We start from the raw sequence: 22,501 nt of genomic DNA on the forward strand, positions 1-22,501 counted from the left end.
CAATGCCAGTGCTCTGGTTGAGCGATGTGGATAAGAACGATATTTCAATCGTTGGAGGTAAAGCAGCAAATCTTGGTGAACTCATGAGAATTGAAATTCCTGTTCCTGATGGCTTTGTAGTCGATGCGAGGACTTTTAGAGATTTTATAAGCCGAACAAATTTAAAAGACAAGATATACAACCTTCTTCGCGATCTGAATGTTGAGAACACAGAAGAACTGAATAGGATTTCTGAGGAAATTCGAAAGTTAATTAGAGAAGCAAAAATCCCCGAGGATATCGATAGAGAAATAAAAAAGGCTTACAAAAAGCTTGGAAATGGAAAAGACGTGTATGTAGCAGTAAGAAGTTCAGCAACTGCAGAAGACTTGCCTGATGCGAGCTTTGCAGGACAACAGGACACTTATCTTAATGTAAAGGGTGAAGATGAAGTTGTTAACAAGGTTAAAGAGTGTTGGGGAAGCCTTTTTACGCCAAGAGCGATCTACTATCGCGTTCAGAAGGGTTTCAGGCATGAAGACGTTAGCATTGCGATTGTAGTTCAGAAAATGGTCAACAGCGAAAAGAGCGGAGTCATGTTCACATCTCATCCTGTAACTGGAGAAAAAAAGTGCATAATAGAAGCTGTATTTGGATTGGGTGAAGCTATAGTCGGAGGACTTGTCACGCCAGACACTTATGTTTACGATAGAGTAAATAAGAAGCTTTTGGAGGTTAAAGTTGCAGAAAAGAAGTTCATGATCGTTAGAAAGAACGGAAATGAAAGAGTAGAACTTGGGGAAAAGGGAAAAGAAAGAGTTTTATCTGACGAAGAAATTAGAAGGCTTGTAGATCTCGGTGAAATAATAGAGGAGCACTATGGAAAGCCGCAGGACGTTGAATGGGCCATTGAGGGAGAGGAAATTTATATAGTCCAATCAAGACCGATAACAACTATAAAGGAGGTAAAGGAAGAAAAGACAGGGATCGTTGACGAGGGCACAATTTTGCTCAAGGGTTTGGGAGCTTCTCCCGGTTTTGCGGTTGGCGAAGTTAAAATTGTAAAAAGCGAGAAAGACATCTCAAAAGTCAAAGAGGGTAATGTTCTCGTCGCTGTAATGACTACTCCTGACATGGTTCCAGCAATGAAAAGAGCTTCCGCGATTGTTACTGACGAAGGAGGGATGACCTGCCATGCTGCAATAGTTTCTAGAGAACTCGGAGTTCCAGCGGTTGTTGGAACTAAAAACGCTACGAAGCTACTTAAGGATGGAATGGTGGTAACTGTCGATGGAGAGAAGGGAATAGTATACTTAGGAAAGCTTGAAGTCGCCAAAAAAGAAGAAATGAAGCCCGTTTCGGCTTCTCCAATCATTACGGCCACAGAAGTCAAAGTAAATCTTTCTTTACCAGACGCAGCAGAAAAGGTAGCAAAGGAAACAAACGCAGATGGTGTGGGTCTTTTCAGAATTGAGCACATGATACTCTCGCTTGAGAAACATCCAATGAAATTTATAAAAGATGGAGAAATTGATAGATACATCGAGCTGATCTACAACGAGATGAAAAAGGTCGTGAAGGCATTCTATCCCAAGCCCGTGTGGATCCGAACAATAGATGCTCCTACAGATGAATTCAGAGCCATGGAAGGCGGAGAGGACGAACCGATTGAGGCCAATCCGATGCTTGGATTCAGAGGAATTCGAAGAGATCTCGCTGAGGAGATGCACTTAAGGGCGGAGATGAGAGCAATAAAGAGATTGATCGATGAAGGGTTTACAAACATAGGTATAATGCTTCCGCTAATCGTATGTCCGGAAGAAATCAGAAAAGCAAAGAAAATTGCAATTGAGGAGGGAATTCCGCTTGACAAAATAGAATTCGGAATCATGGTCGAAACTCCTGCTGCAGCGCTGATCATCGAAGATCTTATTAAAGAGGGCATAGACTTTATAAGCCTCGGAACTAACGATTTAACTCAATACACTCTTGCAGTTGACAGAAACAACGAGAACGTCGCATATCTCTACGATGAGACGCATCCAGCAGTTATGAAGCTCATTGAGAGAACAATAAGAATCTGCAAAGAGCATGGAGTTAAGACGTCGATTTGTGGACAAGCAGGAAGTTATCCGCACGTGGTTGAAAAGCTCGTAGAGATGGGAATCGATAGTGTCTCTGCAAATCCAGATATGGTCCAGAAGATAAGAGAAGTGGTTGCGAGGGCTGAGAGAAAGATAATTCTTGAGAAGCTTCGAAATCTAAAATAAACTATTTTTTATATAATATGTTGCGAGATAAAGTGCTGAAGCAATAAAAGCAGATAGAGCACTTGCAGAAATCGGAATTAACATTGAAATCGAGATACCGAGCAATAATGAAAGAAGAGCTATTCCAAAGGCTATAATAAAGCTTTGTTTTACACTCTTGGAAACTTCTTTTGAAATGGCAGAAGGGGCTACGAATATCGAGTAGGCCAAAATAGCACCCACTGATCTTATAACTGCAACTACCGAAACTGCAATTATCGCAACAAGGATGATATCAAGGAGCTTTATGTTTATCCCGGATGCCTGAGCACTTTCAGGGTCAAAAAGAAAGAATATGAATTTTTCATACAACATACCGAACAGGAAGATAACCAATAGTGCAGAAAAGGTAAGATAAGCTAAATCCTCTGTTGTTACAAGCATAAGCTCTCCAAAAAGGAATGTCCATATTTTTGCAGACATACTGCGAACTGCTGAAAGAAATATTACAGCTAAAGCCATGGATAAAGCAAAGGAAATCGCTATTCCTGTGTCTATATCTGTGAACTTCGAAAATAGTGAGGCAAGGATTGCAAAGGCAATTGCAAATGCAGATGCCAGGAAGAAATAATCAACGTTCAAACTCAAAGATGAGAGAAGCAAAGATAATGCCACTCCAGCAAGTGCTGAATGTGCAACTCCGGCTATTAAAAAAGATGCTTTTCTGAAAACCGCGAGATTTCCAGCAATAGAGATGAGTAATGAAATCAGGATGATCGAAATCAAAACTCTATCCATGGTGATCACCGTATAAAGGATGAATAAATCCCTCTTCGCAGATTACAAGAGGAATTTCTGTCTTGTATAACTTTAGCATGTTTTCTTTTCTAAATACTTCATCAGCTTTACCGAACGCAATTATCTCCCTATTGAGGAGCATTATTCTGTCCAATGTATGCAAAACAGGGTTTATGTTGTGTAGAACGATCAAAATTGTGGCATCAACATTTTCGAGCATTTCCAGAATCTTTTCTTGGCTTACAAGATCAATTCCGTTGAAAGGTTCGTCAAGCAGAATGATTCTTGGCTTGTTCATAAGGGCTCTGGCTATTAAAACCCTCTGCTGAAATCCCCCGCTTAACTCCCTGAAAAGCAAATTTAGCTTATCCACAAGCTCCAGATCTTCTAAAATTTTCCAGTCAAGTTCCTTAGAGCGCATTGATAGAACTTTTTCGACAGTTAGTGGTAAATCCAGAGATAACGAACTTCTTTGAGGAACGTATGAAACAAACCGGAGTATTCGCTTATCTTTCCTTGGATCTGAGTCTAAAACCCTAAGTTCACCCTCTGCTTTGAGCGTTCCAAGAATACACTTCAAAAGAGTTGTCTTCCCCGCGCCATTTGGGCCAAGGATCGCAACGAACTCGTTCTCACAAATCTCGAAGTTTAAGTTTTCCAGAACTCTTTGCTTTCCATAGGAATAGCTCAGGTTTTTCGCCTTGATCGCCATATCACCACCAAAGCTACCGCTTCTAAAACAGCTATCAACGAGAGAATATACAAAATTTCATTTTTCTCCGAGTCTCTGAAGGATGGATTTGCGAGAAGAACAGCGTTTGCCAAAAGCTGAACATCAAAATCGAGATCCGACATTACATTTACCTTCGTGAATCCACATCCACTTTCCTTTGCAATCTCCTCAGCAATCTCCCCGATCTTTGTTCCCTCCTGGTAGTCTGCAATAACTATAACGCAGTTTTTCAGCCCACTTAGCTTCTGAATTTCCATACCACCGGGAGGAATTTCTTCTGGAAACACAAATGCGACCTTCAAGGCAAGGGCAGAAATAGCGTATGCGGAGTGCGGATCCATAGCTACAAAGTCGTAATCCTTAACTTTCGAGACTATTTTTTCTGCATTTCTTTGTGCACGCTCAACCGCTTCTCTAAATTCCTCGTAATTTCTGGTGAACTGGGAAGCTCTTTCAGGGTGTAATTCAGAAAGTTTATTCTTTATGGCAAATCCGATTTTCACTGCATTTTCTGGCAAAAGCCAGTAAGCATGCAGATTGTGCCCTACACCGGGAAATTCGAGAATGGTTGCATTGTAATCTTCAAAATCGAGGCATTTTTCTTCACAAATCTTCTTGATTTCTGCTTCAAATCCAATCAACTGGGAATTCGCAAGTATTACCATATCGGAAGTCTCCAATTTTTTAATTTCCGAATAGCTGAGAGAGAAAAAATGCGGATCAATTGCGGAAGGTAAAATGCTTTCAACGTCTTCTCCTGAAATCTTCTCCGCTATCTTCTCGAGATCGGGGATTGAAACAAAAATTTTTCCCTCACCAATTCCCAGAAATAGTAGAAGCATCAGAAAAGCGGTATAGGTTTTCCGCATGGACATCTCTCTCTTTTACCGTATCTTTCTTCGATGAGTCTTTCAAGTTCTTTTCCAAGCGACAGGTCTATTTTTGAAGCTTCTTCACAAATACAGGTCTTTTCAATACCTATGTCCTCAAGAAGACACTCTAAAAGTCTGTGTTTTCTTACAATCCTTTTTCCCTCTCTCAAGCCCCCCTCAGTCAAAATAAAACCCTTTTTCTCTACATATATACCATACCCAAGCTCAGAAAGTTTCAAAAGCAACTTCTGTGCGGTTGATTTTGATATTTCCAATTTTTCTGCCAGATAACTTGGTCCAACGACAATATCTCCATTTTCCCAAGCAGTAAACAGTGTTCGAATTATAAACTTAGTTTCCATAAGAAACGTTATCTATGGAGTAAAAACTTTTTGTTTTACGAATTCAAAATACTATCAAAATATTCTCAGCAAATGCTTTCCATCACAACTTTTAGCCTTGAACTCAAAACCCTCTCTGCAGAATCCACAGCTTATCCCAAGAGATTCACAAAAATCTTCAATTTTCCTGAGAATCTCTAAACGCAGATCTTTTTTGAGAAACCAATATCCTCCCAACTTTTCACCTTCTTCAAAGTAAAGCCTTCTTAGCCCCTCAGCCAGCCATGGAAGGGTTTTTGCAATTCTGTTAAAAGAATCGCGTCTTAGCTTAAGCGTTGAAGTAACTACATGTTCAGGTTCGCAGATTTCGATCAATTCAAGCCTGTTTTCGTTCAGAAACGGAATAATAGGATCAAATCTTAGCACCACAGGCAAAAATTCCGAAATCTCTTTGAATGCTACGATTCTCCTCTCAGTTGGAGGAGCGAATTTCTCGAGTTGATCACAGCCCGTAATGGTCATACTAACAACTGCATTCATTTCAGACAAGATGTCAAGATCCCGAATGACTAAGTCGCTTTTTGTAACAATCAGAACATTAGCGTCAAATTCTCTAAACAATTTCAGACATTCTCTTGTTATCATCTTCTCTTTCTCGATTGGTGGATAAGGATCAGAACTGTTCGACATCGAGATGACTTCATTTCCCTTCAGCTCTTCAAGATCTTTCCTCAGATTTCGGAGAAGATCCTTTTTCTCTCTCACTTCCCAAAACCTTGGAATATAGGTTGCATAGCAGTAATCACAGCGATGAGCACAGCCCGTGTAGGGGTTGAAGGATAGCTTGTAGCCACAGGTGCAGAGTTTAGATTTCCAAGGGTCGAAGGGTTTGAGGACTCTCATGTTTGACCAATTCTTCATCGAGAAGGTAATTGTGTCTGCAAGCCCCAATTTTTACCTTTCTGAATTCTCCAAGCTCACCAGTTGTTATAATTGCCCTATATGAATTGGACCTCGCGAGCATGAACTTCTTTCCAGCACTTGTTAGCAAAACTTTCAGTTCTTTGCCCAAAAAATCCCGATTGTTCTCCAACCCAATTCTTACGCATAATTCGGTAAGCTTTCTTGACCTCTCCTTTACAATCCATCCGGGAATTTCTTTCAACTTCTCTGCCGGTGTTCCTTTTCTCTTTGAGAACCTTGTTATGTTTACGATATCGGGCTTCACATTTTCGATAAGCTCATAGGTTTTCCAGAAGGATTCTTCGGTTTCTGTGGGATAACCGACGATGATGTCGGTAGCCAGAGTAATTTCAAAATTTTCTCTAAAGCTGTCCACAACTTCCAGAAAGTCTTCTACGGAGTGTTCTCTTTTCATATCCTCGAGAATCTTATTATCTCCGCTCTGCACAGGAATGTGCAAAAATTTGTATATCTTTTCACTCTCGAAGGCATTTATCAGTTCTTCGATTTGCTTCTTTGCATGCTGTGGGTTCATCATTCCAACCCTTACTCTGAATTCTCCGTCTATTTTCGATATTCTCTCAAGTAACTTTGGAAGTAGAAATTCTCCTTTATCAAGTCCATAGCAACCAGTGTCTTGCGATGTTAGCTGTATTTCTTTAAAGCCACTTCTTACAGCGGTTTCAACTTCATTCAGAATTCCCTCAATGCTGAAACTCCTGAGCTTTCCCCTTGCGAATTTGGTTGCACAGAAAGAGCAATGTCCAAGACAACCTTCAGATATTGAAACTATCGCAATTACGTTCTCTCGACTTCTTAACTTAGTCAAACAGCTCTTATCAACATCTTTCCATTCAATAAATCGCACGCCACCATTAAAAGCTGATTTTACAGCGTCAGCGATCTTATCAAGATTGTCGGGTGATACCGCAGAATCTGAAAGTTCCACTGCGGGTTCTGATATTCTTGTTAGACACCCTGCAAGGACGATTTTTTTCCCAGCATTCTTTAGTTCGACAATCCTTCTTATAATCTTCCTTTCCGTGAAATCGATCACCCCGCATGAGTTTATTACAACGACATCCGCATCTTCTACATTTGTTAGAGTGAATTCCTTAGACAAATAGGCTCTAATAATGTCCGAATCAGCCTGATTCATCGTGCATCCGTAGGTTTCCAGAGCTACACGCACAAAATAATTTTGTCTTTGGTTAAATAAAGTTTGACCTATTGCCTACGCAATATCTGGGCTGTTTATTTTTTAACATATGGCTTGAAGAAGGCAAAGCAATTCCAGATCTGATGACAAAGATTCTTAAAAGTCCAGCGCTCAGAGAAGTTTAAAGTTGGAATGGAGCTTGTTGAAGTTTTGATGGGGATCCAAACTGCCGTTGTTCTGTTTCAATGAACTCAGATAGACGGAAAGGGATCGCATTGAACAGGATAGATTAAGTTCTCCGCTGATTTCTTACTTGTAAAACTATTTATGCAATTCCAACAGATATGAAATCATGGAAAAGTTGGAAGGTGTTGTGAAAGTGTCGAAGAAGGGGCAGATAGTGATACCAAAAGAGGCCAGAGAGAAATTGAAAATAAAAGAGGGTGAAAAACTTGCCTTAATCTTGAGGGATGACGAGATAGTTCTCAAAAAAATTGATAAGATCAACTTTTCCGGTTTAGCGTCCGGAATTGCCCGCAATCTTGAAAAGGAAAAAATCGATCCGGAGAAAATAATCGCGGAAGCGATTGAATGGGCAAGAAAACGAGAGTAGTTCTCGATACAAACATCTGGATTTCGATCTTTTTCAGCAAAATCCTTGCCAAAGAGTTTGAAGAACTCCTGAAAGATGATAAAATAGAGATCTTTACATCCAGCGAGATTTTGAAGGAGATTTCAAGAGTTCTTGAATATCCGAAAATCAAGAAAATACTTGAAAGCTCTGGAATTGGTTCGAAAGACTTTGTTGAGGAAATTCTTAAAATTTTAAGAGTGGTGAATCCAAAGGAGAAATTTAACGTGATTGAGGATGATCCTGAGGACAATTGGACTTTTTAACCCGATTGACTTTTTAGTTGAATTAATATGATGACCTCTCGAATTAAGTTGTGGGGTTTCAGCCTACTTCATCGAATTCTCCTCTTTCGTAATAATTCGATCCGAGTTCCAATAACGAGTTCGCCTCATCAATTTTTTCCGGATTCATCCGTTCCAGTGTCATCTATTAACCTATAAGCATATTCTCCGCAACTTCGAATGCGAGTTCATAGGTTTTCATAAGACTTTCCAGACTTATTCTTGGTCTTTTCCTTTCGCCCATCGCATAGAGAATAACGTCCTTCATTTCCCCGTAATAGAAATCGAGATCCCCGAACTCCTTTCCGTCAAAACTCATCGAAATTCCATCGCTAACCCCCTTTTTCCAGTTTACCGAGAAATTGATCCTGTAGTAGTCCTTTAGCTCTCCCGTTATCCTCCAGAAACCACGACTGTAATGCAGAATTAAATCGAATGAGTTCCTTTTCCCCCTAGCCTCAAAACTTTCTGGAGAACCGAGATAATAGATCGGCAGATCCACGAAATGTATTCCGGTATCGAGTATAAGACCAGCCTTTGGATCGGAGGGAGATTGAATTTCCATTTCGACATAGAATGAACCGGATTCGATCTCCTTCCTTATCATCTCATAAAACTCCGAATATCTAAGCTGATGTCCAACGAAATGTCCGCATCGGTTTCAAGAATTTTTCTGAACTGCCCGGAATTCTCAACGACAGGTTTCTCGATGAAATAGACTCCTCTATTTCCCTAGATCTCGTAAAATTCCGAGAAGCAAGGTCCAAGAGAGGCTGGAACCAACGTTTAAGAGAGTAGGTCAAGTTATCTTACGCGACGAGAGAGAATTCGTGGTTAGATATCCCCCGCTTCTATATGACGTCCTGAAACCAGCGGCTGATCGAATAAGGTATTTTATAACAAGCGGTGTAGATATAACTCCACAAACAATCGAAAAAATAAACTTTGATTTTCCAAATTCCACTGTAATTCCATTTTACGGAGATTCTTTGTTTGGGGATGCAATTGGCATAAATGAGGGAAATAAAATAATATACTATCCTCCCCCAGGCGTCTTCATATTTCCAGTTAAGAAAACAGGAAATAATTATGAGCTCTGCGAGTATGGAGAGAGAGGGTATAAAGCTTTTATAAAAATTGGTGATGGAGCTCTTTACGTTTTCATTGACAAAAAGGAGACTATTGGAAGAGAGAAGCCACGATTTAATATTGAAGTAGATGGATTTTCGAATCCTTCCAGACACTTGTAGTAATTAGATAGCCTAACACGACCCCTATTTTTTGTCTTGGTTCTTAGTAAACTCCTTCTTATTGCGAATTTAGATTAGGGCTTTAATGTATAGACGGAATTTGACATTAACCTTAAACTCGAAATAGTCGAGTTTTGAACCTTTATAAATACGCCGGGGGTGGGATTTGAACCCACGCGCCCGTTAAGGCACCAGCTCTCAAGGCTGGCGCAGTCCCTCTCTGCAACCCCGGCTGAAATCGTAGTAGAATAAATTTATAAACATTTCCGAAATCTGATAAGGGAGATGGAAGCAGAACAGATCAGAGAAATTGCCTTTGAAATTGCCACAAAGGCAAAAAATCTTGAAGAAGCTTTGAGAATTAAGAAGGAGATGTCAAAAAATTTTAAATTGGCAAAAATTCCCTCAAACGTTGAAATTCTTCAAGAAGCTAAGGGGACAGAGTTTTATGAGAAGCTTAGAGAAATTTTGAGACTAAAGCCCGTTCGAAGCATAAGCGGGATTGTAGTTGTTGCTGTAATGAGTTCTCCCGCTCCATGTCCCCATGGTAAATGTGTTCCCTGCCCCGGAGGTGTTGAATTTAACAGCCCTCAAAGCTACACAGGCTTCGAACCAGCAGCACAGCGGGGAAGACAGCATAACTACAATGCGTTTCGTCAAGTCACAGCAAGGTTGAGAGAACTTGCTGAGATCGGCCATGATGTAGAAAAGGCGGAAATCATAGTTATGGGCGGGACTTTTATCGCTCGAGATAAAGAATATCGGGATAAATTTATTCTTGACATATACAATGCGCTCAACTCCTTCCAAGGGAATGCAAAACTGGAAAGTGAGCTTGAGAAAGCCAAAAGAAAAAATGAACGTGCAAAAGTAAGATGTGTGGGATTAACGATTGAGACTCGCCCTGACTACGCAAGGGAAGAACACATCTTAGAGATGCTGAGATATGGGACAACAAGGGTGGAACTCGGAGTGCAGAGCATTTATAATGACGTTTTGGAGAGAATAACTCGGGGTCACACTGTTGAAGACACGATCGAAGCAACCAGACTGCTCAAAGATTCCGCATTAAAAGTTTGCTATCACATTATGCCGGGGCTTCCCGGTTCGGATTTTAATCGAGATCTGAACTGTCTAAAAGAGATTTTTTCAAATCCTGAGTTTAAACCGGATTATTTAAAAATATACCCAACAGTGGTTGTAAAGGGAACAAAACTCTACGAGATGTGGGAAAAAGGGGAATATACACCATATAGCACTGAGGAAGTCGTAGATTTGATTGCTAAAGCAAAAATGAGTTTCCCGGAGTGGGTTAGGGTTCAGAGAATCCAGAGAGATATACCCACAAATATTGCAATAGGTTTAAAAGCTGGAAACATAAGGCAACTCGTCAAGAAAAGACTAAAGGAACTTGGAGGAGAATGCAGGTGTATAAGGTGCAGAGAAGTAGGACATAAAGGAGTAAAGGAAGATGAATACAAAAAAGCCGAATTAAAAATAGTAGAATACGAGGCTTCCAAGGGCAGAGAATTCTTTATATCATACGAAATACCTGACTACGATGCACTTGTCGGTTTTATTCGACTTAGATTTCCGTCCAAACCATTCATTAACACCTTAAAGGACTGTGCATTGATAAGAGAGCTACATATCTATGGAAGGGCTACACCACTTGGAAAAGTGCAGGCTTTTCAGCACCGAGGCTTTGGAGAGAAATTGCTAAAAACTGCTGAAGAAATCGCAAAGGAATTTTATGATAAAATTGCGGTTATAAGTGGTGTCGGCGTTAGGGAATACTATAGAAAGCTGGGATTTCGAAAAAGTTTCGAATATATGATAAAAAGAATTTAATTTCTTTACTTTATAAATAAAGCGAAACGAAAAAAATTATATACTTAATTCGCTCAAAAAAGAATGTAGGTGGTGATTATTATGATAATACTAAGTTTGCCTCCGAGGGAGTTGTTCGGGATCAAGACAAACGAAGAACACCAGAAGTTCCTAAAAGTGATATCTAGAAATGGTGTTAGTGACATTCTTTTCAGCCTTGAAAAGAATCCCAGGCGATTTTCTCAGTTAATGTTTGAGACAAAGCTAAATCCCGGCATTTTAGATCGCCATCTCAAGGCATTGATGGAATTCAACCTCGTGCAAAAAAACTCTGAAACTTATGAACTGACCGATACGGGGAGAAGACTCGCTCTAATACTCCAACAGCTTTTTAGAGTTTTGGAGTAATTTTAGTTTTTTACCAATTTTTAAATCTCCTGACTTTTATTACATTTAATGAGAGCTTCGCTGATAAATTTCCTTACTCAGGTCTCGATAGCATCTTCCTTGCTGTTCATCCCGGTTTTTGCAAAAGAGATTGGTGCTTCAGATTTGGAAGTTGGAATAATCGCATCAGCTTATAGCTTCTCGACATTTATAGCCTCGAGTATCTTCGGCAGACTTTCTGATTTTTATAATAGAAAGATTATACTGGCAACTGGACTGCTTATATCGGGAATATTCTTTTTTGCTCAGTGCTTCGTCACCAGCCCTTTACAACTGCTAATAATAAGAGCTCTCGCCGGATTTTCAATCGGAATATTTCCTGCTGCTCTTGTTACCTACGCATATGAAAAAAATAGGAATGTCGGACATTTTTCAGCCTTTGGTAGCCTTGGTTGGGCTTTTGGACAGTTGATAGCCGGTATTATAATGGTCTATTATGGAATCTTTTTGTTTGGAGCAGCACTTTTCTTTTTAGCCTTTTTAATCGCCATTAGAGAGGAAATTCCATCAGGAAATATTAAAAGGAGTAGGGGATCGCTTAAGATAATAAAACAGAACTTGTCAATTTATTTTGCATTCCTGCTTCGACATATTGGGGCAAGTGCAGTTTGGCTCATTTTTCCAATCTATCTGGCAGAACTGGGAATCTCAAAGTTTTGGATAGGTGTGATATACTTCACGAATTCCTTTCTACAGTTCATAATAATGCAAAAGATAGAGAGATTTGATCCGAATAGACTTTTGAATGCAGGAACAATATTCTCAGGTATGACCTTCTTACTCTACTCTCTCGCAACCCAAATTTACGAATTCTTGGCAATTCAGGTATTGATAGCACTCGGATGGAGTGCCATGTATGTCGGCTCTCTTAGAATTGTTCTAGAAAAGAATGTCGAGAGAAACAGCGCCGCTGGATTTCTTAATTCGACAATTTATTTGTCAACAATAGTAGGGTCGCTTTTAGGGGGTGTAATTGCAGAGAATTATGGATACACCACTTGTCTATATTTTGGGGCAATTCTCTGCTTTTTAGCACTTGCCTCAAGGATAAAAAATAGTTAAAATGGAGATTACTGCTCTGGTGCTAATTTCGTCAAAATCTTCTGATCTGTAATAACTCCGACCGGCTCTCCGCGATCTGTAACTACTAAAATTCTGACATTTTCGTCTCTCATGAGCCTTATTGCTTCCCTTATCTTTGTATCCTTCTCTACTAGCACGATTTTTGGACGCATTACTTCCTCCGCTTTTGCATCAAGCTTGCCCTGTGCAACTGCCTTTGCTATGTGGTCAAGAGTTAGAATACCAACAAACTTACCGTCTTTCTTTACGGGAGCACAGTATATTTCCTTTTCTGCAAGCAACTTTGCAGCTTCTGAAACCTTGGCATTACTTTCAATGGAAATGATCGGTGAAGACATGTGCTCCCCCACAGTGTCTTTTGGCAAAGCCACTATCTTTTCGATGTCTATAATAACCGTATTTGCTGTATCATCTCTTCCCACAACTTTGCCCTGAACCACGATTTCGTTCACTGGAGTCGGACCTACGATTATTCGATCTCCAGGCACAATCTTTCTGACATCCCCAAGAAGTCTAATCCTTGCTTGGCAAACTTCAGGATTGGAGACTGAAGGCAAATCGATCTCCTCTACAGAGAGATCCTCAATCGGAGTTTCATTGACTATTACTGGAACCGCAACGCTCTCTTCTGGCTTCGTTATCGATAGTAATTCATAAGCCTTTGAAGTCGGTCTGTAGCCTCCCTTTGGTCCGGGAACACCTTCAACAAGCCCTAAAGCTCTTAATGCCTGCATCTGGTTCCTAACTGTGCCGGGATTTCTATTTATCAGCTCTGCAATCTCCTCCCCCTTGATCGATCCGCCCGCCTTTTTCTTATACAGCGTTATCAACGCATACAGAATGTCCTTCTGTATCTGCGTCAGTTCAAGATCCATCTAACCACCTCCGTAATTTTAATATTTAGCATTGTGCGTTTAAGATATTTATAATTTTCCAGAACCCTCTTGATTTAAAACATTATAATAATTATCAGCATTTGTGGTATTTGTTGGTTATTTAAACCTTTCGGTTCCCAGATCACGAATCCCGAAGAGCGTTTGTAAACGTCTCGATCTCTTTTGCAGCATTGTCCCCAAACCGCTCGATCAGCCTTACGATCGCACTTCCAACAACAACTCCATCCGCTCCCGCTTGGAATAACTCTGCAACATGTTCCTTTTTTGAGACTCCAAATCCAACCGCTATTGGTTTTCTGCAAACACTCTTAGCCCTTCTAAGTGCTTTGAACGCCAATTCAGAGATCTTATCCCTGACCCCAGTAACCCCGTAGGTGGAAACAAGATAGATAAACTCGGAAAGCTCGTCAATGGCTCTAAGCCTCTCATCACTTGTGTTTGGTGCTGAAAGGAAAACATTTTTCATTCCCACATCTCTGCAGACTTCAACGAATTCGTTTGCCTCGTCGTAAGGTAGATCAACGACAAGTATGGCATCAATGCCACATGAATATGCATTTTCGACGAATTTCTTTATTCCTGTTCTATAGATCGGGTTGTAGTAACTCATGAGCACGAGTTTCTTATGGCTTTGCTCTCTGAACTTCTTTGCGATCCAGAAAGCATCTCTTAGCCTGAAGCCATTGCTGATTGCGGTGAAGTAGGCTTTCTGAATCGCTGGTCCATCTGCTATTGGATCGCTGAAAGGAACTCCGAGCTCAAAAACGTCCGCATTAGCATAGAGCATAAATTCAAGCGTTTTCTCTTTGCTCGGATATCCAGCTGGAAAGAAAACAATTAAAGACTTGTCAATCATTTCAGCACCTCCATGACGATGCCAAGATCCTTGTCTCCTCTGCCAGATAAGTTTACAATCACAACCGAGCCCTTAAGACTCTCGTCCTTTTCAAGATAAGCCAACGCGTGGGCACTTTCCAATGCGGGAATTATTCCTTCGAGCTTTGAGAGCTTCAGAAAAGCGTTTAAAGCTTCTTTGTCTGTAGCTATTGAATACTCAACTCTCCCAGAGTCCTTTAAATAGGCATGCTCAGGTCCCACGCCAGGATAATCAAGCCCAGCAGCAATGCTGTGCGTGTCCGCAATCATCCCCTCGGAGTCTTGAAGGAAATATGAAAGCATGCCATGAAGAACTCCTTTGCTACCAGCAGAAAGCGATGCTGAATGCCTTCCACTTTCAATCCCCTCTCCACCAGCCTCGACGCCGATCAGCCTGACTTTGTCTTTAAGGAAGGGATAAAAGATTCCCATCGCATTGCTTCCCCCGCCAACGCATGCAACTACTGCGTCGGGCAAACGTTGCTCAAGCTCAAGAATTTGCCTTCTTGCTTCTTTGCCTATTATGGACTGGAAATCCCTTACAATTGTGGGAAAAGGATGGGGGCCGACAACTGAGCCAATAAGATAATGCGTTGTCTCAAAGCTTTCTGCCCAATCCCGCAGAGCTTCGTTAATGGCGTCCTTTAGCGTTCTGCTTCCGCTCTCAACTGGCACAACCTCAGCGCCGAGGATCTTCATCCTGAAAACGTTCATCTTCTGCCTTTCGTAATCCAATGCTCCCATATAAATCCTGCATTTCAGCCCAAGGAGAGCGGAAGCCATTCCGGTTGCAACTCCATGCTGTCCCGCTCCAGTCTCTGCAATAATTCTGCTTTTGCCCATAAACTTTGCAAGTAAAGCCTGTGCTAAGGTGTTGTTGATCTTATGAGCTCCACCATGCAAAAGATCTTCTCTTTTCAGGTAAACCCTCATGCCAAGCTCTTTGCTTAGATTTTTTGCAAAGTAAAGCGGAGTGGGTCTACCAGCGTAGCTTCGAAGGTAATAATCAAGTTCTTTTCTGAACTCCTCGTCATCTTTAAGCTCGTTGTAAGCTTTCTCAAGCTCTTCAAGAGGTGGAATCAAAACTTCTGGAACATATCTTCCGCCAAATTCACCAAATCTCATTTTTAGCCCTCCGAACAAATTCCCTAATCAGAATTTCGTCCTTAATTCCATTTTTTTCAACTCCAGAGGAAACGTCAACTCCAAAGGGCTTCACTTCTTCGATCGCCCTTCTCACATTCTCTGGATTGAGTCCTCCAGCGAGAATGACTGGATAAATTTCAGCGATCCTTTTACTTATACTCCAGTCATGCGTTTTTCCGCTTCCACAGCCCGAGTCGAGCAAGATCTCATGGGGCCTGTATTTCTCAATCTCTTGCAGGATCTCTTCATAACTGCGAACGATAAATGCCTTCATTGTGAAAACGCTTTTCCTAAGGATTTCGAATTCTTCAACACTTAAATTTCCATGGACTTGAATAAATCCACATTCCGTCTTTGCCAAGATCTCCTCCCAATCGCTTAGCTTTTCAGAAGTTGAAACAACAAAAATTGGAATGGAAGCGTTTTCAATAATTTCTTTTGCAGTCTCCAAGCTAACAGCCCTCCTTGAATTGCTTTTCACCACAACTCCTCCAAGATCAGCGTATCTTTCAACGATCTCGAGCTCTTTCAGGCTACGAATTCCGCAGATCTTAACGATCATTGCAGATCCCTACGAAGTTCCTGATCATTTTAACACCTTCTTCGGTCAAAACGCTCTCAGGATGGAACTGCACACCCTCTATTGTTCCTCTCCTGATCCCCATTATAACTCCGTCGTCGCTCATTGCAGTGACTTTGAAACCTTTCGGGACTTCAAGAATTGCTAAGGAATGGTATCTTCCAGCCAGAAATGGGTTCTTGACACCTTTAAATATCCCTTCTGAATCGTGTTTAACTATGGAAGCTTTTCCATGGACGGGCTTAACTTTACCAACCTTTCCACCGAAGACCTCGGCAATGATCTGATGACCCAAACAAACCCCAAGCACTGGAACTCCTATTTCAAAGAGAAACTCGAGCTCCCTATCTGGTTTGCCCGGGCCGGGAGAAATGACAATGCCATCAAAGCTTAATTTTTTGGCCTCTCTTGCATTTTCTCTGCTCAAAACCTTCACCCTGTCAAAGAATGAGAGATATTCGACGAGATTGTAAACGAAAGAGTCGTAGCAATCGATCACGAGGATCATAGACCCACCGCCTTCAAAACCTTTGAGATCTTGTTCTCGGTCTCGTAATACTCTCTTTCTGGCTTTGAATCCGCAACAATTCCCGCTCCCGCCCTAATCCTGCAAAGCTTGTTGAACTCGATCATTCTTATTGCGATTGCCATGTCAGAATTCTCAGAAAAGTAGCCAACCGCCCCACCATAGATCCCACGCCTTGATCTCTCAAGCTCGTCTATCAGCTCAACCGCCCTACGCTTTGGTGCTCCGGTGACTGTGCCAGCGGGAAATGCAGATCGCATGGCATCGAAATGCGTTGCATTTGGCTTCAGCTCTCCTACTACTTCGCTTTCTATGTGGATCACACTCGGATACGCAATTGCTTCCATAAATCTGCTCACCCTAACACTTCCCGCTCTGCAAACCCTTCTAACATCATTTCTTGCAAGATCTACAAGCATAACATGCTCCGCCCTCTCCTTTTCATCACTTAAAAGCTTCTGGATTGTTTTATCTTCTTCTCCAACAATTCTTTTCGCAGTTCCCGCTATCGGGTTGATCTTGAATATTCTTCCCTCAACTCTGCCCATTGTTTCTGGGGAGCTACCAATTAATGTCTTTTCAAACTCGAGAAGAAACATATAGGGACTTGGATTTAATTCTCTGAGCCTTAAGTATATCTCAAACGGATCCAGATCGCTTTTAACCTCGTATTCTCTCGAAAGGACGATCTGATAAACTTCCCCTTCTTCAATGTATTCCTTACCCTTTTCTACGATCTTCTCGAAGTATTGTTTATCTTCAACTTTCTCAATGCTTGCTCCACCTTCTTTCATTTCTATGCTTGCTCTCTTGGCTCTTTCAACGATCTTTTCAGCATTTTCAACGTTGTAGCTGAAAAGCTTTCCGAGATAATGATCGTAAACGAAGTAGGAGTCATAGCAGTTGAAGATCGACTTTTCCTCAACTTTTTTGCCAACAAATCCGAGCACAGCATCGTAGGCAATGTAACCAACAAGCATCCCCTTCACGTGGATGCTCTTTAAAGCTTCAAGAGGGTCGCTGATCTCTGCAACTACCTCACCATCAACTCTGAGTTTTTGATCGATCTCAACAGTGTAGAGCGGATCGAAGGAGAGGTAAGTGTATCTTGCATTCCCCGTTTTCTCTGCAGATTCGAGCATAAATGGAAACTCCCGCTCTCTTATTACTGAGTATAGCTTTACTGGATCGACATATTCGTGCTTTTGCATACGATCTCCTCCAGTTTTCTCAAAAATTCACCACTTTCAAGCTTTGAGTTGAAGATCTCCACGTTCTCTTTCAGATCTTCGTAGCCTAAAGCATAAAGAGCGGTTGCAAAGTTGATCGCTATGAACTTTTTATCTTCTTCTAAGCCCTGATTTGCAAAAACCGCCTTTATACGATTTGCCGAATCTTCGCTGTCTCTGCATGGAATTATCTTTGCCTCGCTTAACCCAAAATCAGCTGGGATTAGCTTTATTCTCTCAACGCTTCCTTCAACAATATATGCAACTGTCTCTCCACCCGGATTGACCTCGTCGAGCCCAGCACCATTGAAAACGATTCCCTTCCTGCCAAGCAGGCTGAGGGTTTCTGCAACGTCTCGTAAAATTTTTTCGTTCGAAACTCCGATGATCTGTCGCTCTGGGTTTGCGGGATTTACTAAAGGCCCAAGGATATTAAAAATAGTTCTGATCCTCAGCTTTTTTCTAACTCCAACTACCTTGGCAAATGCTTTGTGATAAAGGGGGGCAAATAGAAATGAAAAATTGGTTTCGTTGATCATTCTTCTCGCAAATTCTTCTGGCTGTTCTATTTTGATGCCAAGTTTCTCAAGAACGTCTGCTGAACCACTTTTCGAGCTCACAGCTCTGTTGCCATGCTTTGCAACAGGTTTGAACACTGAAACCGCAATTGCCACAGCTGTGCTCACGTTTATCGTGGCAGAGAGGTCTCCTCCAGTTCCGCAGGTGTCGAAGACCTTGCCAAGATTGAGCTTAACTTTATCAAGAATTGCCTTGCTAAAACCAGCAAGGATCTCAGCATTGTAACCCTTGAGCTCAAGTCCAGCAAGGATTGCAGAAATTTCGATCTCGTCCAGTTCTGGAAGCTTTGAAGCAATCTCATAGGCTTTTTCCATATCCAAATTTCCGAAAAGTGCCTCGATCATAATTTCGCCTCCACAAAAGTTCTGACGAATTGCTCAGTATTCTCAGCAAGCATGAAAGAAGTGCCAACAAGAATAGCATCAACAACTTTTAAGACTTTTAGGTCTTCAAGTTTGCCTATTCCACTTCCGCTAATCTTAAATGCATTTATTTTTGGCGAAAGTCTGAATGTTCTGCTCAAGTCCACATCTGAGGGATTAAAAATATCTCTATTGTTTATCAAAACCGTTTTAGCGTTTTCTACAAATTTAAGATCTTCTTCGTCAAAAACCTCCACCACAGGCTCTAAACCATGCTCAAAGCATAGATCCGCAAATTCTGGAGTCTTTTCTTTCAGAATCCTTACAATCAGGAGGAGTGCTCGAGCTTCAACTTCTGCGGTTCTTTCTATTTCTTCTTTGCTTTCTATGAAATCCTTTCTCAAAACTGGAAGCGTGGTCTCTTTGCATATTCTTCTTAGAGTTTCTATGTTCCCTCTAAAAGAGCTTGCGGTTATATATGAAATTCCTGAGCATCCCGCCCTTTCGTATGCCTTCAGAATTTCCAGAGGGTTCCTTCCTTTCAGCAGATCTCCCTTTGTTGATGAGAAAGTTTTTATTTCGCCTATCACCACATTTCTCCCTTTTTCCTCCCTCGTATACCTAAACCCAAAAGTAATCACCTAATCCCTTCATGAATGCTTATGCATTATAAGTGTATTTAAGCTTAACGCTCAGGAATTGAGAAGAGATAAATACCCTCTGTGAACTTAAATTCGTGGAGCTCTCCAGAATTCTGTGCTTTTTAATCCCGGCGATTCCAATAATCAGTATTTTTACAGCAATAACGGTCATTTTAGACTTTAATATTCCTGAAAACAGCATTAGAGAACTCGGAAGACTTAACACGACTGCAAATATGTTCAACTATTCTCTTATCCTTGCGGGAATTCTCGGAATATTTTTATCCTCTATGATCTACTTCAAAGTTTCAAACGCCTTAGGAAGGATAGCATTAAGCTTTCTAATCACCAGCTATGCCTTCACAACCCTAATAGGAGTTTTTCCGTTGGGAACTGAACTTCACAGCTCTCTTTGCTTGGGGTTATTGGTCTCGATTCTGCTAAGTATGAGTCTTTTAACTGGCTATCTGAACTCTACAAATACAAATTTATCCATTTTTAATGCCATACTTTTGTTTTTTGGCTCGATTGCTTTAATTTATAACATACTCTATGCAAAAAATATGATAGGGGCAGAAATTTTAGGACTTTTTTGCTTTACTATATGGCATTTCACGGTGTTGGTTCGACTTTCATAGAGTTTTAAGATGCATAAAATTTAACTACTGAAAACAAAGGAGGGATATGTTTGATCTTGTGATAAAAAATGGACTGTGCCTGATAAACGGCAACTTTTTGAGATACAACATCGGAGTTGAGGGGAATAGAATAGGCTATGTAGGTAAAGAAGATATAAAAGGAGAAGAAAAGATAAACGCTGAAGGCTGTTTTGTGCTTCCAGGCTTGTTTAACGCTCATACACATTCCGCAATGACTTTACTTAGGGGATACGCTGAAGGGCTCCCACTTAAAGATTGGCTTGAAAAAGTCTGGGAAATGGAAGCCAAGCTTGACGAAAAAGCGGTTTATTTGGGAGCGGAGCTCGCATGTGTTGAAATGCTGAAAAGCGGTATAACATGCTTTGCGGACATGTATATCCACATGGACGGCGTAGCGAGAGCGGTTGAAGAAACTGGAATAAGAGCGGTTCTCGGCTATGGAATGGCGAACAGAGGAAATGAGGATAGAGCAAAAGAGGAGCTGAGGATTGCAAAAGATTTCATCAAGAGATGGAATGGAAAAGAAAGAATAAAGTGCATTTTAACTCCGCATGCGGTTTACACATGCTCCAAAGATTTCCTTGCAAAGATCTCTGAAATTGCCAAAGAAAATGGATTTATAAAGCACATTCACGCTTCCGAGACTTTGTGGGAAGTAAAAGAGGCAAAAAGAAGATATGGAATGAGCCCTATTGAGCTTTTAGACTCAATTGGATTTCTTGACAGCAATACTGTTTTAGCCCATGGTGTTTGGCTTAGCGATAGCGACATGGAGTTAATATCGAAAAGCGGTGTGAGCGTTGCTCATTGTCCTTCAAGCAACCTCAAACTCTCTTCGGGAATAGCAAAAGTTGCTGAAATGCTTGAAAAAGGGATAAATGTCTGTCTTGGGACAGATGGTGCTGCGAGCAACAACATGCTGAATCTTTTCAATGAAATGCGGATCTCTGCATTGCTTCAGCAGTTGAGACGAAAATTCCTAAATCCTGCTGAATACCTGAAAATGGCCACAAGAAACGGCTACATGGCTTATGGAGTTGATGGAGGAGTAATTGAAGTCGGGAGACTTGCAGATCTCGTTGTAATGAAGATTGATTGCACACATTATCCACTATACAACCCGTTAAACTCGATTGTTTTCGCTTCTAAGGGTTCTGAAGTTAGAGATGTGATCATTGATGGTAATATTATTGTTGAGGATGGTCTACTTCTTAGAGTTGATGAGGATAAGGTATTAGAGGAATCGCTGAAATTACAAGAAAATCCTAACTATTATTATGAAAAAGTTTAATTACTCGAAAAACTAAATACATTTTGATGCCAAAAATCCCACTTACCTTGGTAAAGAAAGAAGTTAAGGAGACGAAAGAAGAAGAGGCTGAAAAGCTTGAACCCTATGAGAAGGAGGCAATAGAGGCAATAAAGGAGGCAAAAAAAGAAAAGAAGTTGCTGAGAACCAAAAAAGAAGTTGGGATTCTGGGACGAGAAAAAATAAAGGAATACAGCGTTGAAAAATATGGTCCAATGGTCGAATATTCTCCTCCACAAAACTGGAGGGTAGTGGAGGAATACTGGATTAAAGAACCCTACTGCAAGGTTTACATAATATACAACGACGAAGAGCAGGAATACACCTACGTTGTTGCTGAACCAAAGCTTTCACCCTACGAAGTCGAAGTTTATGGTCAGATTTTTCTTATAATTCGCGAAGAACTCGAAAAACTGGAGTTAACTGATGGTTTAGATCGCGAGACCGTTCTAAAAGAAGTATACACAAAGGTTTTAGATGAGCTACATCTGGAGCTGGATGAAAAAGGGTATTTCAAAATATTATACTATCTTTTTAGGGATCTTCTGGGTTATGGAAAGATAACAGCATTGATGGGAGACAGAATGCTGGAGGACATATCCTGCAACGGCTACAGAAAACCACTATATGTATTCCATAGATCTTACACAAACCTCAAAACAAACATCGTGTTTGAAGATGAGGATGAGCTTGATTCCTTTGTCATAAACCTTGCGCAGAAGTGTGGGAAGCATCTTAGCGTTGCTGAGCCGATGGTTGATGCTACGATGCCGGATGGGAGCAGAATTCAGCTAACGCTTGGAAGAGAAGTGACCGATCATGGCTCCACTTTCACGATAAGAAAGTTCCGAGAAGAGCCAGTTACGCCTGTAGATCTGATAGCCTGGAAGACTTTCAGTGCTGAGCAAATGGCATATCTGTGGCTTTGCATTGAGAACAAGAAGTCTCTAATCTTTGCAGGTGGCACTGCAAGTGGTAAGACTACTTCGATGAACGCAATCTCGCTCTTCATTCCAAGGAGGGCGAAGATTGTTACAATTGAAGATACAAGAGAGCTAATGCTTCCGCACGAGAACTGG

Annotated in this window: 25 protein-coding genes and 1 tRNA gene; 10 read left to right on the forward strand and 16 right to left on the reverse strand. The window is 41.0% G+C overall.

The window, feature by feature from the left end; genetic code table 11:
* The first annotated feature begins 2 nt into the window (after window positions 1–2).
* Entirely contained in the window at window positions 3–2,249 is a 2,247-nt protein-coding gene (gene ppsA / locus QXI54_04475; GenBank protein ID MEM0302410.1) for a pyruvate, water dikinase, read from the forward strand.
* Here ppsA and QXI54_04480 read toward each other — a convergent pair.
* From QXI54_04480 to QXI54_04505, 6 genes are read right to left on the reverse strand one after another with little or no spacing between them, the layout of a single operon-like run.
* Window positions 2,241–3,026 (reverse strand): metal ABC transporter permease, encoded by a 786-nt coding sequence (locus QXI54_04480; GenBank protein ID MEM0302411.1) that lies wholly within the window; start codon window positions 3,024–3,026, stop codon window positions 2,241–2,243. The genes ppsA and QXI54_04480 overlap by 9 nt on opposite strands.
* Window positions 3,019–3,738 (reverse strand): metal ABC transporter ATP-binding protein, encoded by a 720-nt coding sequence (locus tag QXI54_04485; protein ID MEM0302412.1) that lies wholly within the window; start codon window positions 3,736–3,738, stop codon window positions 3,019–3,021. The genes QXI54_04480 and QXI54_04485 overlap by 8 nt, the downstream gene beginning before the upstream one ends.
* Window positions 3,714–4,628 carry a zinc ABC transporter substrate-binding protein gene (locus tag QXI54_04490; GenBank protein MEM0302413.1) on the reverse strand — a complete coding sequence of 305 codons (915 nt, stop codon included), beginning with the start codon at window positions 4,626–4,628 and terminating at the stop codon, window positions 3,714–3,716. The genes QXI54_04485 and QXI54_04490 overlap by 25 nt, the downstream gene beginning before the upstream one ends.
* The gene (locus QXI54_04495) at window positions 4,601–4,993 is read right to left on the reverse strand and encodes a metal-dependent transcriptional regulator (protein ID MEM0302414.1); all 393 of its coding nucleotides are present in this window, start codon (window positions 4,991–4,993) and stop codon (window positions 4,601–4,603) included. Before QXI54_04495 ends, QXI54_04490 begins: the two co-directional genes overlap by 28 nt.
* Before the next feature lie 54 nt (window positions 4,994–5,047).
* Window positions 5,048–5,875: a radical SAM protein gene (locus tag QXI54_04500; GenBank protein MEM0302415.1), complete on the reverse strand. Its 828-nt coding sequence runs from the start codon at window positions 5,873–5,875 to the stop codon at window positions 5,048–5,050.
* Window positions 5,838–7,127 (reverse strand): tRNA (N(6)-L-threonylcarbamoyladenosine(37)-C(2))-methylthiotransferase, encoded by a 1,290-nt coding sequence (locus QXI54_04505; protein ID MEM0302416.1) that lies wholly within the window; start codon window positions 7,125–7,127, stop codon window positions 5,838–5,840. The genes QXI54_04500 and QXI54_04505 overlap by 38 nt, the downstream gene beginning before the upstream one ends.
* A gap of 319 nt (window positions 7,128–7,446) precedes the next feature.
* On the opposite strand from QXI54_04505, the gene QXI54_04510 reads away from it, so the two are divergent.
* Together QXI54_04510 and QXI54_04515 are read left to right on the forward strand one after the other, a co-directional pair.
* On the forward strand, window positions 7,447–7,707 hold the full coding sequence (locus tag QXI54_04510; GenBank protein MEM0302417.1) for an AbrB/MazE/SpoVT family DNA-binding domain-containing protein: 261 nt from the start codon (window positions 7,447–7,449) through the stop codon (window positions 7,705–7,707).
* Window positions 7,686–7,991: a putative toxin-antitoxin system toxin component, PIN family gene (locus tag QXI54_04515; GenBank protein ID MEM0302418.1), complete on the forward strand. Its 306-nt coding sequence runs from the start codon at window positions 7,686–7,688 to the stop codon at window positions 7,989–7,991. Before QXI54_04510 ends, QXI54_04515 begins: the two co-directional genes overlap by 22 nt.
* Before the next feature lie 166 nt (window positions 7,992–8,157).
* Here the strand turns inward: QXI54_04515 and QXI54_04520 are convergent, their stop codons facing one another.
* Window positions 8,158–8,616, reverse strand: a complete 459-nt coding sequence (locus QXI54_04520) for a hypothetical protein (protein MEM0302419.1) — start codon at window positions 8,614–8,616, stop codon at window positions 8,158–8,160.
* 223 nt (window positions 8,617–8,839) lie between these two features.
* On the opposite strand from QXI54_04520, the gene QXI54_04525 reads away from it, so the two are divergent.
* Window positions 8,840–9,259: a hypothetical protein gene (locus tag QXI54_04525; protein ID MEM0302420.1), complete on the forward strand. Its 420-nt coding sequence runs from the start codon at window positions 8,840–8,842 to the stop codon at window positions 9,257–9,259.
* 151 nt (window positions 9,260–9,410) lie between these two features.
* Here the strand turns inward: QXI54_04525 and QXI54_04530 are convergent.
* Window positions 9,411–9,492, reverse strand: a tRNA-Ser gene (locus tag QXI54_04530).
* Window positions 9,493–9,544: 52 nt separating this feature from the next.
* Here QXI54_04530 and QXI54_04535 point away from each other — a divergent pair.
* The 3 genes from QXI54_04535 (at window position 9,545) to QXI54_04545 (ending at window position 12,598) form a co-directional block, all read left to right on the forward strand.
* Complete coding sequence (locus QXI54_04535; GenBank protein ID MEM0302421.1) at window positions 9,545–11,110, forward strand: tRNA uridine(34) 5-carboxymethylaminomethyl modification radical SAM/GNAT enzyme Elp3; 1,566 nt, start codon at window positions 9,545–9,547, stop codon at window positions 11,108–11,110.
* 81 nt (window positions 11,111–11,191) lie between these two features.
* Window positions 11,192–11,497 carry an ArsR family transcriptional regulator gene (locus QXI54_04540; GenBank protein MEM0302422.1) on the forward strand — a complete coding sequence of 102 codons (306 nt, stop codon included), beginning with the start codon at window positions 11,192–11,194 and terminating at the stop codon, window positions 11,495–11,497.
* 48 nt (window positions 11,498–11,545) lie between these two features.
* Window positions 11,546–12,598: an MFS transporter gene (locus QXI54_04545; protein ID MEM0302423.1), complete on the forward strand. Its 1,053-nt coding sequence runs from the start codon at window positions 11,546–11,548 to the stop codon at window positions 12,596–12,598.
* An 8-nt stretch (window positions 12,599–12,606) separates the two neighbouring features.
* Here the strand turns inward: QXI54_04545 and QXI54_04550 are convergent, their stop codons facing one another.
* The 8 genes from QXI54_04550 to QXI54_04585 form a co-directional block, all read right to left on the reverse strand.
* Window positions 12,607–13,494 (reverse strand): CBS domain-containing protein, encoded by an 888-nt coding sequence (locus tag QXI54_04550; GenBank protein ID MEM0302424.1) that lies wholly within the window; start codon window positions 13,492–13,494, stop codon window positions 12,607–12,609.
* Between the two features lie 142 nt (window positions 13,495–13,636).
* Window positions 13,637–14,371, reverse strand: coding sequence for a tryptophan synthase subunit alpha (trpA, locus tag QXI54_04555; GenBank protein MEM0302425.1), 735 nt, complete (start codon window positions 14,369–14,371; stop codon window positions 13,637–13,639).
* Window positions 14,368–15,516: a tryptophan synthase subunit beta gene (gene trpB / locus QXI54_04560; GenBank protein ID MEM0302426.1), complete on the reverse strand. Its 1,149-nt coding sequence runs from the start codon at window positions 15,514–15,516 to the stop codon at window positions 14,368–14,370. The genes trpA and trpB overlap by 4 nt, the downstream gene beginning before the upstream one ends.
* Entirely contained in the window at window positions 15,503–16,099 is a 597-nt protein-coding gene (locus QXI54_04565) for a phosphoribosylanthranilate isomerase (protein ID MEM0302427.1), read from the reverse strand. Before QXI54_04565 ends, trpB begins: the two co-directional genes overlap by 14 nt.
* On the reverse strand, window positions 16,089–16,625 hold the full coding sequence (locus QXI54_04570) for an aminodeoxychorismate/anthranilate synthase component II (protein ID MEM0302428.1): 537 nt from the start codon (window positions 16,623–16,625) through the stop codon (window positions 16,089–16,091). The genes QXI54_04565 and QXI54_04570 overlap by 11 nt, the downstream gene beginning before the upstream one ends.
* Window positions 16,622–17,854, reverse strand: coding sequence for an anthranilate synthase component I (locus tag QXI54_04575; protein MEM0302429.1), 1,233 nt, complete (start codon window positions 17,852–17,854; stop codon window positions 16,622–16,624). The genes QXI54_04570 and QXI54_04575 overlap by 4 nt, the downstream gene beginning before the upstream one ends.
* Entirely contained in the window at window positions 17,824–18,795 is a 972-nt protein-coding gene (gene trpD, locus QXI54_04580; protein ID MEM0302430.1) for an anthranilate phosphoribosyltransferase, read from the reverse strand. Before trpD ends, QXI54_04575 begins: the two co-directional genes overlap by 31 nt.
* Entirely contained in the window at window positions 18,792–19,454 is a 663-nt protein-coding gene (locus QXI54_04585; protein MEM0302431.1) for an indole-3-glycerol-phosphate synthase, read from the reverse strand. The genes trpD and QXI54_04585 overlap by 4 nt, the downstream gene beginning before the upstream one ends.
* Before the next feature lie 95 nt (window positions 19,455–19,549).
* Here QXI54_04585 and QXI54_04590 point away from each other — a divergent pair, with 95 nt between their 5' ends.
* The 3 genes from QXI54_04590 to QXI54_04600 all read left to right on the forward strand — a co-directional run.
* Complete coding sequence (locus QXI54_04590; GenBank protein MEM0302432.1) at window positions 19,550–20,092, forward strand: DUF998 domain-containing protein; 543 nt, start codon at window positions 19,550–19,552, stop codon at window positions 20,090–20,092.
* 46 nt (window positions 20,093–20,138) lie between these two features.
* On the forward strand, window positions 20,139–21,404 hold the full coding sequence (locus QXI54_04595) for an amidohydrolase (GenBank protein ID MEM0302433.1): 1,266 nt from the start codon (window positions 20,139–20,141) through the stop codon (window positions 21,402–21,404).
* Between the two features lie 26 nt (window positions 21,405–21,430).
* On the forward strand, window positions 21,431–22,501 hold a 1,071-nt coding region (locus QXI54_04600), incomplete at its 3' end, for a type II/IV secretion system ATPase subunit (protein ID MEM0302434.1).

The sequence above is a fragment of the Archaeoglobaceae archaeon genome, assembly GCA_038734275.1.
Taxonomy (GTDB): Archaea; Halobacteriota; Archaeoglobi; order Archaeoglobales; family Archaeoglobaceae; genus WYZ-LMO2.